The sequence below is a fragment of the Pseudomonas sp. TH39(2020) genome, assembly GCF_016650715.1.
Lineage (GTDB): Bacteria > Pseudomonadota > Gammaproteobacteria > Pseudomonadales > Pseudomonadaceae > Aquipseudomonas > Aquipseudomonas mandelii_C.
Window position 1 is genome coordinate 376,260 of sequence record NZ_JAEKFF010000003.1, and the last position, 12,749, is coordinate 389,008.

10 protein-coding genes and 3 pseudogenes are annotated in these 12,749 nt (G+C 53.7%); 8 read left to right on the forward strand and 5 right to left on the reverse strand.

Annotated features, from left to right (window positions below):
• Positions 1–52: 52 nt before the first annotated feature.
• The 3 genes and pseudogenes from JFU47_RS04140 to JFU47_RS04150 form a co-directional block, all read left to right on the forward strand.
• Positions 53–862 carry an SDR family NAD(P)-dependent oxidoreductase gene (locus tag JFU47_RS04140; RefSeq protein ID WP_201181148.1) on the forward strand — a complete coding sequence of 270 codons (810 nt, stop codon included), beginning with the start codon at positions 53–55 and terminating at the stop codon, positions 860–862.
• 51 nt (positions 863–913) lie between these two features.
• Positions 914–1,615, forward strand: a complete 702-nt coding sequence (locus JFU47_RS04145; protein WP_242485055.1) for a glutathione S-transferase — start codon at positions 914–916, stop codon at positions 1,613–1,615.
• Positions 1,616–1,995: 380 nt separating this feature from the next.
• A pseudogene (locus tag JFU47_RS04150) lies at positions 1,996–2,394 on the forward strand (IS21 family transposase); the annotation flags it as partial.
• On the opposite strand, the gene JFU47_RS04155 reads toward JFU47_RS04150, so the two are convergent.
• Entirely contained in the window at positions 2,354–3,499 is a 1,146-nt protein-coding gene (locus JFU47_RS04155; RefSeq protein ID WP_240050568.1) for an asparaginase, read from the reverse strand. The pseudogene JFU47_RS04150 and the gene JFU47_RS04155 overlap by 41 nt on opposite strands.
• Before the next feature lie 1,795 nt (positions 3,500–5,294).
• Complete coding sequence (locus JFU47_RS04160) at positions 5,295–6,044, reverse strand: SDR family NAD(P)-dependent oxidoreductase (RefSeq protein WP_201181156.1); 750 nt, start codon at positions 6,042–6,044, stop codon at positions 5,295–5,297.
• 155 nt (positions 6,045–6,199) lie between these two features.
• Between JFU47_RS04160 and JFU47_RS04165 the strand changes: the two genes are divergently transcribed.
• The gene (locus JFU47_RS04165; RefSeq protein WP_201181158.1) at positions 6,200–7,105 is read left to right on the forward strand and encodes a LysR substrate-binding domain-containing protein; all 906 of its coding nucleotides are present in this window, start codon (positions 6,200–6,202) and stop codon (positions 7,103–7,105) included.
• A 76-nt stretch (positions 7,106–7,181) separates the two neighbouring features.
• On the opposite strand, the gene JFU47_RS04170 is transcribed toward JFU47_RS04165, so the two are convergent.
• The 3 genes from JFU47_RS04170 to JFU47_RS04180 form a co-directional block, all read right to left on the reverse strand.
• Positions 7,182–7,817 carry a LysE family translocator gene (locus tag JFU47_RS04170; protein ID WP_201181160.1) on the reverse strand — a complete coding sequence of 212 codons (636 nt, stop codon included), beginning with the start codon at positions 7,815–7,817 and terminating at the stop codon, positions 7,182–7,184.
• A 165-nt stretch (positions 7,818–7,982) separates the two neighbouring features.
• On the reverse strand, positions 7,983–8,855 hold the full coding sequence (locus JFU47_RS04175; RefSeq protein WP_201181162.1) for an oxygenase MpaB family protein: 873 nt from the start codon (positions 8,853–8,855) through the stop codon (positions 7,983–7,985).
• An 87-nt stretch (positions 8,856–8,942) separates the two neighbouring features.
• Entirely contained in the window at positions 8,943–9,473 is a 531-nt protein-coding gene (locus tag JFU47_RS04180) for an ester cyclase (protein ID WP_201181164.1), read from the reverse strand.
• 23 nt (positions 9,474–9,496) lie between these two features.
• On the opposite strand from JFU47_RS04180, the gene JFU47_RS04185 reads away from it, so the two are divergent.
• From JFU47_RS04185 to JFU47_RS04200, 4 genes and pseudogenes are all read left to right on the forward strand, one after another.
• Entirely contained in the window at positions 9,497–10,390 is an 894-nt protein-coding gene (locus JFU47_RS04185) for a LysR family transcriptional regulator (RefSeq protein ID WP_201181166.1), read from the forward strand.
• Between the two features lie 288 nt (positions 10,391–10,678).
• Positions 10,679–11,300 (forward strand): annotated as a pseudogene (locus tag JFU47_RS04190) (tyrosine-type recombinase/integrase).
• Between the two features lie 193 nt (positions 11,301–11,493).
• On the forward strand, positions 11,494–12,405 hold the full coding sequence (locus tag JFU47_RS04195; RefSeq protein ID WP_201181168.1) for a YeeE/YedE thiosulfate transporter family protein: 912 nt from the start codon (positions 11,494–11,496) through the stop codon (positions 12,403–12,405).
• Between the two features lie 2 nt (positions 12,406–12,407).
• Positions 12,408–12,597, forward strand: a pseudogene (locus JFU47_RS04200) (adenosine-specific kinase); the annotation flags it as partial.
• Between the last annotated feature and the right edge of the window lie 152 nt (positions 12,598–12,749).

A 12,749-nucleotide genomic window follows, 5' to 3' on the forward strand; every position in this document is an offset into this window, starting at 1 on the left:
GCCCTCCGACACCGTGAATAGAGCCAAACGGCGCAATCACCAAGAGAAAAATATGAATCTGAAAAATGCGGTTGCGGTGCTGACTGGTGCTGGAAGCGGTATAGGTCGAGCGACGGCCATCTCGTTAGCCAAGCGTGGTTGCCATCTAGCGCTTGCCGATATCAACGCTGAAGGTTTAGCCGCAACAGCGAAGCTCGTCGAGCCATACGAAATCCGCGTCAGCCAGCACGTACTTGATGTGTCGGATCGTGTGGCCGTGGCTGCACTCCCCTATCAGGTGATAACTGCACAAGGAAAAATCAGCCTCCTGATAAACAATGCTGGCGTCGCCATGGGCGGGACTTTTCAGCAAGTCAGTGAAGATGAATTTGACTGGGTCATGCGCGTGAATTTCGAAAGCGTTGTGTGCATGACACGCGCGTTCTTACCATTGCTGCATAACGAGCCTGAAGCTCGGGTTGTAAATGTCTCCAGCTTGTTCGGCCTGATTTCTCCACCAGGTCAAGCCGCCTATTCAGCGAGTAAGTTTGCTGTGCGCGGTTTCTCCAATGCTCTGCGTCATGAGCTGGCTAACACCAGGGTTGGCGTCACCGTGGTACATCCAGGTGGCGTAGCAACATCGATTTCGAGCAATGCAAAAGTATCTGCAGGACTGACCGAAGAGCAGGCAGAAAAAGGACGGCGTGCCATGCAAAAGCTCCTACGCCTACAGCCTGAACAGGCAAGCGAAATCATCGTCCGAGGAATCGAAAAACGTCGGGCTCGTGTGCTTGTGGGTAGAGACGCGTTGATCGCCTCATGGTTAGAACGATTGATGCCCGTCAATTACTGGCGCGTCATGACGATGAAGCTCAAGCGGTGATTGGATCGGCCCTCCCCGCCCTTTATGCAATTTCTATAGGTAGACAAGACAATGAATTCTGAAACCATCAACACTGACGAATCGAAGCTGGCCACGATGACAATTCATGACTGGCACACTGGCCCCTATCCTGCTCGTGTCCGCATTGCATTGGCCGAGAAGAACTTGCCGTCTCGAGTGCAGTTTCTGTCGGTCGATCTCTGGAAGAACGAACACAAACAAGCCGAATTCCTGGCCAAAAACTACTCCGGAACGCTGCCGGTGCTTGAACTCGAAGACGGAACGTTCATTTCTGAGTGCACGGCCATCACTGAATACCTCGATGCACTTGATGGCGCACCCACACTCACTGGAACGACGCCTCGAGAAAAGGGTGTGATCCATATGATGAATAAGCGCGCCGAGTTAGAGCTGCTCGATGCGGTTAGCGCTTACTTCCACCACGCCACGCCAGGTCTTGGCCCTGACGTAGAGATTTATCAGAACGCCGAGTGGGGATTTCGTCAGCGCGATAAAGCCATCAAAGGAATGCATTACTTCGATGCCGTCCTAAAAACACAGCCATTTGTCGCCGGCGAGGTTTTCTCGATGGCCGACATCACAGTCATAGGCGGATTAATCTTTGCGGGGCTCGTGGAACTGCCGGTGCCTGTGGAGTGCGAGGCTCTTCAAGCCTGGTACGTAAGGATGCAGGAGCGTCCTAGCGTTCAGAACTGGGTGACTATGTCAGAACCGACCGAAGCGTCGGTCTGAGCACATAGCCTGTGAACGGCTGTTTTCAGGATCTTAGTGTCAGCAGTCGAACGGCTTTGTTCGGCGCATGACGGTATTAGCGAATAACCGCTTTGGGTCGTTTTCAGCCCTTCGCGACAGGCAGAAATCGGCCAAAAGCAGACGGTCAGCGCGGTTCTGGTTTCGCCCGATAGCGAATGCTCACAGCAGCAGATGCATGCCAACTCTAGCCATTCACCGCATGACCCAGCGGTAGTGATGTTCCTCTCTACTGAGCACTATCCCAATCTTATTTCTTGGCCGGGATGGAAAGTCGAGCAACTTTGGTCACAGCGAGTGGTACCTCATGTAGAGGTAGGTTTTCCTGGAGATGTTAGCCTGCAAGGAGCGGTCGAAATGATGCCGATGCGGCAATGATTGCCAACCACGAGCGCCTCTTTGATCGAGGTCAGGTCAGTTTTGGCTGGCAGAATTACATCCCATTCATCGAAGGGGACCTAAGACGTCACAGCAACGGTGATCGGATCATGATGCAGGTACTGGCGGCTGTGCCCATTGCCGGTTTCGACCCGGTGCTGGTAGCGGTAAAACGGGTGCTTGAGTCGGGAAGTCTGAACGCCGATCACATCTTAAATGTTCTCGCCCGACTCCCCGCTACTGCACCGCCGCCTCTCGTAGAAACCAGCCTGCAACTCAAGATGGCTCCCGTTGCGGCCCACGGAGAAGCTTCCACGGCACCCTCGAATCCACGCACTAGTACTAGCGATCAAATGCGGCTTGAAGTTCTGCCTGACCGCTGATACCGCTCTGCAGCAAGAGCATGAGAAGCAGGCGCGCCTTTTGAGGGCTCAGATCGCCGGCCATCACTGCACCTGCTTCGTAGCTGGTCTTGCCGCCGCCAACGAAACCATAGACCGGCATCGTGCGGCCGTTGGGCACTCGGGTCGCAACCACCACCGGTACGTTCTTCGAAAGGGCGTACTTGACCGCCTCGAACATAGAGACGTTCATGTTGCCCATGCCAACAGCTTGCACCACGATGCCTTTGGCACCCTGGTCGACGGCATAGCGCAGCAGCGACCCATCGGCCCCACCGAACATGGCTAGAATCTCTACGCGCGGCATCTCTGCGGTACCGATGTCGATATGCTGGCGGCGCAGCGGTGCGTTAGTGAAGATGACCTTGTCCTCCCAGACCTCGCCAAGAAAGCCGAAGTCACCAGACTTGAAGGTCTCGACATCTCCTGTGTGAGTCTTGGTGACGCTGCGCGCCGCATTGATCTGGTTGTTCATCGCCAACATCACGCCCTTGCCGCGGGCTTGAGCCGTGGTAGCAATGCGGATGGCATTGAGCAGGTTTCGCGGACCATCGAAATCGGGCGAGGATGCATTACGCTGCGCACCGATCAGGATCACCGGTTTGTCGGACTTGACGGTCAGGTCCAGCCAGTAAGCCGTTTCCTCCATCGTATCGGTGCCGTGCGCGATGACGACGCCGGCGACCTCGGGACGCGCGAGCGCATCATCAACGGCCTTAGTGAGACGTGTCCACCACTTCGCTTCGACATAGTTGGCCGACATGTTCGAGAAGTTGTTGACTTCGACGATCGCGTATTTGCCGGCATCCGGCACCGTCTGCATCAGGTCATCTCCCGAAATCGCGGGGACGACGCCTTTGGTCACCGGGTCGATCTTCATGGCTATCGTCCCGCCCGTGGCGATGAATTGCACCACAGGTTGTGCTTGGGCCGATGCATCCATCGCCGCGAGGCATATCGCCAAAGTTACAAGCGTTTTTCTCAATGTCCTCATGCATGAATAGTTGCGCCCGTTGGCAACCTGGGTGGTTTTATCGCCATATCGCGTAGCCGAAGCGCTGAGAAGGGTTCCGATCGAAACTTCCATTCATCCATCCAAATTTTTTGTTGTGTTGGGATTGGGTTTTCAAGCAGCAATGAGAATGTTGTTGCGACAAATCTTATGCGCTGCTGGCACCAGCGTCTATCTCACACGAGAAATCTGAACATTCAGAAGGGGCATGGATGAAGACAATTGAAGAGTTGTGAACGGGAACACTCTCCATAGAGTCCCATAGCAGAATGGGAACCACGAAAAGGATTGACCAGCGATAATCGCATACATCAGCTAATTTCCATCAGAGGTCGAGTTAGTCGCTTGATGAGGTTTTCTTGTGCAGGAAGGCAGACGGCGTGTGGCAGCCAGTCGAGCGTGGCGCGAAGTGAACGACTTCACTCGGTCGCTTTTTACCTGTCACGACTGACCGCTTTGGGTCGACTCCGGGCGTTCGTTACAGACTGGAAGCGACCCAAAGCAATGGGATGGACTCCTCCTCACCTCGATATCTTGAATACCAGGCAGAAGGGGCGAACCACAGTCCACAGTGAGAAGGAGTCCACACAGGAAGCTTATGCACATTGGGGGCGACTTGGCCAAAAACGTGCTTCAGATCCACCGCGCGGATCACCCTGTCGCAGTCGTTGGCTAGATAGTCCCGGTATAAAACCACTGCTTGTAGATGTGATTTCCAGACTGGCAGTTAACGGAATGCCTCTGCACCAACCAGACCTCCCGGCAGCCATGCCCAGCTGCTTGGAGTTTGAGGTCGCATCGGGCTTCCTCCCAGGTATCGTACTGGTCTGACGTTAGGACTTTGTCAAGAGTCGGCGTGTGCTTACCTTCCCAGTTAATTGACACGAGGCGGACTTTGGCAGCGGCGGCCTCCAGCGCGTCCCGTGCAATCTCGGCATCCACCCACGCTTTCCAGGGCTGGACTTCCGTCCGTTCGTATTCGCGACAGCATGCCCCAGGACAGCTTCCATCGGTACGCAATTCGTAACCCTTGTACGAGTGGTAGCCAGAGGGATGCCGCACTAGGCAATTGATACAGCGGTAGGCCCCACACATGTAGCAAGGCTGTCCCGGAAGGACATCATTTACGAAAGCGGGGGTTATCTCGCCGCAGACGCAGGTCAGGGGATCTCGACCGCGTAGGCCAGCTTTGATGAGCAGGGTATTCAGAAATGCCATAGGTCATTCGCCTTGAGTAAAGTGAAGGCGATTCGATGAGGCCTGGGGCAACGGATTCGTCTGCCAGATGCCAAATCGAAAACGCCAAATTGCACGCCAGAAATGGCGTGAATCAAACAATTTCGAGTTCGGCACCGCGCACGACGTACGAATACGGAATGAGGCGAGGTACAAGTGAGGAAGGAGCACAGACGACCCAAAGGGGATCTGCATTTGTGCACCCAAGCTTCAAGTTTATGCTGGGTCTCACTATGAAATCAACTGGCGGTCGGCTGAATCGCCTTGGTTTTGCAGACTTACCTGAGGGACTTTTTTGGCTGTTTTTAGCGATCGTCAATGACCGCAATGGGTCGATATCTGCCGGTAGCGACCGGCAACAATCGGCTGTGGATTCAACCGGTCGATGCAACACAACTAAATTCTGTGAAAGCAGAAGGAGTGTTGCAGATGAAGCAGAGACCTCGGATCTATTACACCGAAGGCCGAGAAATCGCCGCCAGTGAAAACCTATGTGCAACGCATGAGTCTCCGACCAAGAAACCGAAACAACGGTTTAAATCCTACTGACCCGGAAGTATACGGTGAGGTGTGTATGAGCGATCCAGTGTTGAGGTAAAAATGAGAAGCCCGCTAGCGGTCTTCTCGACTGTCATCAGGCGCTTTGGCCACCATCAACGTTGAGCGAGGCACCGGTTATATAGGAAGCATCGGGGCCGGCCAGGAAGGATACTGCGGCGGCAATGTCCTCTGGCTGACCGTAACGACCCAGCGCGGCCAATCCGGCGAAGAAGGGTGCATGATCTGATGTTTCAGGGTTCATGTCGGTATTGATTGATCCGGGCTGAATGATATTCACGGTGATGTTGCGAGGACCAAGATCGCGAGCCCAGCCTCGGGTGTACGCAGCCACAGCGGCCTTGGTTGCGATGTAATCGGCTGCGCCCTGGATTGGCAAATGATCGACAAGGGTTGTCCCCAAAGAAACAATTCGACCTCCATCGCTCATCAGCGGCGCAGCAGTGCGTACGGCCGTCACGACGCCACCTACGTTGATCGCTTGCTGACGGTCAAACGCTGCGATATCGGCGTCCGGAGTGCCTAGGGAACCAGTGACGCATACGCCGGCACTGTTCACGAGTATATCCAGCCGGCCAAAGTGCTCATGAACCTTTTTGACCAGCGCAACTACCTGAGCGGTATCACCTTGGTCTGCTTGAATCGAAAGCGCTTTGACGCCTTGACGCTCGATTTCCTCTACGACGGCGTGGGCTTGATCGGATGACTTTGCGTAGCTGAAAGCGATATGTGCACCGTCTGCTGCCAGGCGTTTTGCGATGGCTGCGCCGATACCGCGCGAACCACCCGTTACCAACGCCACTTTGCCTTTCAAATGCTGAGTCATTTTTGTCTTCCCATTTAACCTGCCACCCGGATTGGCTGACTTTGATTTGTTGAAATCAATCTATAAGTAATCATCAGCAGGATAAACAGGGCAAAAACAACACCAGCGTTCCTGATTCGATGATAATTGGCGCAAATTCAAATCGAGTAGACGACGTGGACTACTTCATGGCTGTTCGAGTTTTCTTGCAGGTTGTTGAAGCCGGAAGCTTTGTCAAAGCGGCACAAACCTTGGATTTACCGCGCAATACGGTGACCAAGCACCTGCAATCGCTGGAGGCGCACCTTCGGGTCAAATTGCTGAACAGGACCACGCGACGTATTTCGCTGACCAATGACGGCACCGCATATTACGAACGCATGGTGCGAGTCCTCGATCAGTGGCAGGAGGCCGAATCGGACCTGATGAGTGCTCAAGCCCGGCCTCATGGTCGTTTGCGCGTCGACATGGGATCGACAATGGCCACCATGCTGGTGTTACCTGCCTTGGCGGAATTCCAGGCACGCTACCCGGAACTGCAACTCGATATTGGGGTTAGCGACAGGCCAGTGGATCTATTGGGCGACCGTGTGGATTGTGTCATCAGAGGGGGGCCGGTTACCGATCCCTCATTGATAGCCCGGCAACTTGGCAGTCTTGCTTTCGTGACATGCGCAACGCCTGCTTACCTTGCCGCTAATGGCACTCCCGTTCACCCGTCAGATCTGGAAAGCGACCACCAGCTCGTTCGCTATTTCTTTGCAGGCTCAAACAGGCGGCGGCCGGTGGAATTTGTTAAAGGGGAAGAGCGGATCACCGTCGACGGCCGCTATTTAGTGGCCGTGAACGATTCGAACGCATATCTGGCGGCGGGTCTCGCCGGGCTGGGTGTGATGCAGACGCTGGCCTTCATCGTCAAACCACACTTGGAGTCGGGGGCTCTAGTGCCTCTGCTGGAAGAGTGGTCGCCTGAGCCCAATCCGATCTATATCGTTTACTCGCCAAACAGGCATTTGAGCGCCAGGGTCCGCGTGTTTGTCGAATGGCTAGTGGCGTTATTCGAGGCCAAAGGAATGAGATGAGTGAATTCATCCGCAAACGGCCGCTTTCTGCCCGGAGTGTGTAAATGAAAAACGCCCTGCACTTCAGCCAATAGCGTTATTGAGCCGGTGAGCGTCGATAGGCGGCTAGCAGCGCACCCATGCCCATCAGTAGCCCACCGGTGATGCAATTGAAGTTGCGCAGGTGTGTCGGTTGCAGACGGCGCTGCAAGCGCTCACCGCACAAGGCGTAGAACATCATAATGACGATGTTCAGGGTGCACAGAGCGATCAATAGGCAAGCATATTGAGGTAGCTGCGGCTGTGTGCCGTCGACGAACTGCGGCAGGAACGCGGACATGAAGAGCAAGGCCTTGGGATTGGACAACGCCACCAGCAAACTGCGGGTAAAAATACCCGCCGAGCCTGCACCAGTGTTCTTATCCTGCTGCCCGGCGGACAGCGGCAAATTGCGCGAACGCAGCATCTGCCAACCCAGCCAGATCAGATAAGCGGAGCCGATCCATTTTAAGGCCTGGAATAGCGTCTCGCTCGCGGCCAGCAACAGCCCCAAGCCACAGGCCACCGCGGTGATCAGCAATGCGTCGGCCAGCACTGCCCCGGCCATGCCCCAGAGCGCAGCCCTGAATCCATGGTTTGAACCATTCTGCAAAGCGAGTAGAACGGTTGGGCCAGGTATGGCAACGATGGCCGAACTCATCATGATGAACAGAAGCAAGGTGGTTAGCGGCATACAAATATCCTGTTGAAGTTGAAACGCAATGAGCTTTTCAGGCTGATCGCAATTACAGATAGTCCTTCATTTCCTGCCAATCCCCTTACCAACTCAAAGATGATGTCGGTGATCAACTGAGAACGGCCAGAAGCTGTCGTTCAACTGTGGACTGCCCGGCTCGAGCTATCCAATCAGCCCCATACGGCGCCTGGCGCGGTGCAATGAACAATCACGTACAGCCCAACGCAACACAGGCAAAATGCGATTGGCGCTGGCACGAACCAGTTTACTTTTCAGCGGGCTCAGGGAGGCACAGTACATCTCGCTGGCCCAATACGGTAAAAGGTCAATACCTGCTTGCATCATTAACGAGCCAAACGGTCTTGCCAGACGACTGGGTGAAGGGGCGGCAAGCAAAAGCTCCAGTACTTCACGACTTCGACCGTCGCAGAGCAACTGCGGCCGCATTCGCTCAAGGTAGTCTGAAATTTCCCGTTTAGAGCGCGGCACCTCTCGGGCGCCCAAACGCTGCGCGATAGATGCAGCTTCATCGTAGTAAAGATCTTGATCATCCAACGACAAGTGTGGATTTTTATATCGTAGGTGTGCCGAAAGAAAACTACTGACCTCCCCAACATGAACCCATGTCAACAAATCCGGGTCACTGGCTGCATAAGGCCGGCCATCAAGAGCCGTGCCAGTGACCTGCAAATGAATGGTGCGCACCTTTTCGATCAGCCACTCGGCATCCTGGCGTGAGCCAAAGGTGGTTCCAGAAATAAATAAGCCAGTTCGCCGCAGACGACCAATCATATCCTCGCGAAAAGTTGAGTGATCCCAGATGCCTGCCAACGCAAGCGGGTGCAATGCTTGCAACATAAGGGCACTAATGCCACCGATCAGCATACTGCTGTAGTCCCCATGCACCTGCCAGCAGATCGAATTCGGCCCGAAGAGACCTGGGGCACCCTTGGGATTTTCCAGATCGATTTTGCCAAGAGACAACCCCGTCAAACTCATGACTTGAGTTTCAATGCGGCGACGAATAAATTCCATAACAACCTTATGTGGACGACACAAGAAAACTGAAACACTGCCCGGACTCATTAGTAAAAACAACAAAGCCCAGACAATAAAAGCACCTTAAGCGTATTCAATAATACCTAGTTGCTTGGCCATGAATAATTCGTTTCGCTCAACAATCTCTTCGACAATTTTCCCTTCAGTATTAAATCGAAAGTAAGTTAACGCAGTCCACGCCAAGTCTTTCCCCGCCACATCAAACCCGTGCCAAGTATTAGAACCCTTAGCTTGATGCTTCAATGCCACCACCACTACATCACCAGCCACAACTTCTTTTTGGAAGGTCGTGTGTATAGACTCATATCGGTCAGTCACATTCAGCTTCAACGCTTTTTTGAAAGGCCCCATTCCAACGATAGGCGCAATACAGTCCGGTCGATGAACAACGACATCCTCCGCAAAAAATTCCGCCACGCGATCCACATCTTTTCCGTCAACGCAGAATTTAAAATAGTTTTTTACGACATCCAGATTATTACTCAATTGAATACCTATCGAGTTTCCTTCAGCGCAGAACATCTTTGCTGCAAGGGATAGAGTTAGATTAACGGTAGCAATTAAATTGAAAAAGCCTTTAACTGGAAATGACATTTTCGCTCAATGGAACAATGCTGATGGATCGCTGGACCGAATATGAACTGTTTGTAAAGGTCACAGAGCTGGGCAGCTTGAGCAAGGCAGCAGAGGCGCTGGACCTGTCTAATGCCGCTGCCAGCCGCCACTTGGCGGCACTGGAGGATCGTCTAGGGGCGAGGTTGATAGAGCGCAGTACACGCCGATTATTTGTCACTGAGGTCGGCAAGGACTTCTACAACAATTCCAAGGCCGCACTACTGGCCATGCAAGGCGCCACCGACGCCGTGTCCGCGACCAAAAGCCATCCAATGGGTGTGTTGCGCGTTACCGCCTCTTTATCGCTGTGCCTACAGCACATATTGCCCCTGCTGCCGAAATTCAATCAGCAGTACCCTGATGTTCGCTTGGACATCGTTGCTGAAAACCGCTACTACGACATCATTGACGACAACATTGATGTGGCGCTTCGGACACGAGAAAGTGAACCTGACACGAGCCTGGTGATTCGGCGCTTGACTGAGACACGGCGCACGCTTGCCGCGTCGCCTGATTATTTGCGACGTCACGGCTCTCCCGAGCACCCTCAAGCATTGGTTGACCATCAACTCTTGCTTTACACCTACGCCACCGCCCCTTATGAAATGGTTTTCCAGCGTGAGGAGGAGTCCATCACGATCTCGACAAAAGCATCACTTGAGTCCAACGATGGTCAGCTCTTGCGAGCAGCAGCGCTGCAAGGGTTAGGCATTCTTGCTCAGCCCACATATGTGATACACGACGATATTGTTGCGGGTCGATTGATTCCAGTTTTAACCGGCTGGAACCTACCCAGATTAGACATCAACCTCGTTTATACGTCCCGACTGCATTTGCCTGCGAAAACGCGCGCATTCATCGACTTCATCGTCAAAGAATTTCAGCATTTAGACTAACGCAAGGGCTCAACATCCCGCCGTACCGGATGAAGATGGCTCAAATGTCCCCAATCCGAACCCTTGAGAACTTTACCTTACATGTCCTACAAAGCCATTCTGCCAACCGTTAGAGGGTTGAACTGGCTGCCGGACAATTTTGATCTGTGTCGCAGTCGCCCACCTCAAGCACTGACTCCAATGTTCGGTACGTGCTGAACTTCTCGCCGAATGACTGCTACGAGTCGGATAGCGACCACGCACCGTGACTGATCCACCCTTGTCCTCCCTCAACGTGGAGGACAAGCCATGAACACTATTGCTACATACAGCCATCAGCCTTGGAACAAGGGAAAGCTTGTCGGGCAGAAAGCCCCGCTCCGAGTCAGCGATATCTGGGCCATTCGGGTCAGACTCCAGCTCGCGGAGAAGACACGGGATCTGGCTCTCTTCAACTTGGCTATCGACAGCAAGCTGCGTGCCTGTGACTTAACCAAGCTGCGAGTACGAGACATAGCCCATGGGGAACATGTGTCGTCACGGGCCATCGTGATGCAGCAGAAAACTCAGCACCCAGTGCAATTTGAAATCACTGAGCAAACCCGAACGGTTCTGGAGGCTTGGATGCATCAGGCCCACCTCCGTGGTGAGAACTTCTTGTTTCCGACCCGGTTGCACGGCTCAGATCATCTCTCCACCAGGCAATACGCTCGAATAGTCAAAGCGTGGGTGACAGCCATTGGCCCTTGACCCAACCATGTACGGTACTCACACGCTACGGAGAACCAAGGCATCGCTGATCTATCGCAGGACAAAGAATCTGAGAGCTGTCCAACTCCTGCTTGGTCATACGAAGCTTGAAAGCACCGTCAGATACCTAGGAATCGAGGTCGATGACGCCCTGGAAATGGCGGAACAGACGGAAGTCTGACCACCCACTGCGACGGTCGATGCTAGACCGTCGCTGTCCGGCCAGGAGCAGTCATTCAACTTCTACGAAACCAAGGAGCGATACAAAGCGACCGTCAGCTTACGGCTGTGTCAGATACACAGGTAGCCTGATCGAGAGCTACGCTAATGCCTAGTGAGGCCCGGTCCATCCAAATCAGCAGCGGCGCACGAACATGGTTTTCTCTTTACTGATGGCGTTGGTATTAGCGTTCCTGATTGGCTGGGTTTCGCAGCGCATGGGTATGTGTCTTGTCAAAGCGAGCGAACAATTGCTGGCGGGGCGCCCGACGTTGTTTGTGGCACTGACATCGTGTGGATTGTTCGGGTTGATGCTGGCCCCGCTCTATCGTTTCTCCGAGGTCAGCCTGCCGCTGTACTCGCCTGGTATTTCCTGTCCTTTACTGGTTTCGGGAGGCTTGTTGTTCGGGGTGGCATCGGTGCTGAACAACGGTTGCAGCGTAGGCACGCTGACCAAGTTTGCCTGTGGCAATTTCAATAAGCTGTTCACGATGATCGGCTGGGTCCTGGGGATCGTGCTCTGGTATTACATGCGCATGATGCCCGAACAGAAGACCATTCTGATGCCGGAAATTTCCAGCCGCCATTACTGGCTGTTGATCGGTGTAGTGGCGCTGGTGCTGATATTTTTGGTCGGCATACATGGTAATAAACACCTGGTGCTCTCCAGTATGCTGCTGGGTGCGTTGACGAGTGCGCTCTATACGTTCGAGCCGTTATGGACACCTAGTGTGTTCTTTTACAATGTTTCGCAGATGTTCTGGCAAGCCGATATGGCAATCAGCGCCCGGCGTATTGCGGTGTTTGTTATGTTGCTGGCAGGCATGCTGAGTTTTACCCTGTACAGGAAAACGTTCCGTTTCGAGGCCTTTACCCCATCAAAGGCTGGCGTTCATTTGTTGGCGGGTATTTTGATGGGGATTGGGGCTTCGATGATGCTCGGCGGTAACGACTCGCAAATACTGTTGGTGTTTCCAACACTGGGCGTTGCTTCAAGCATTCCACTGGTGTCGATTGCCACAGGCATTCTGGTGTCATTGTGGTGCAAAACACGCGGTACGAGTTGAACACCCTCAAGATGGTTCCAGAGGTGTGCCGTATTTTTTGTGCAACAGCCAATCCAACTGAAGTGATTCTCGCTGAGACGGAACAAGGGCGAGCGATCCTGGGCGTAGTGGATGGCTTCTGTGCCATTGACGTTGAAGGCGATGAACCTGTGGCGCAAGAACTTGTTGCGGCAGATTGGCTACAAGCTGTGAACTGCAGAGCGAGCATTTCGTGGGAAAGGGGCTGGTTTGATTTCGTCTGGCTGAACATCTGCAAAGTGTCGATTGGAGCTGGTCGCTGACAGCCGCTTTCGACTCAATATAGACGGTGACGACAGACAGAAATCGGCCAATAGCAGTCGTTG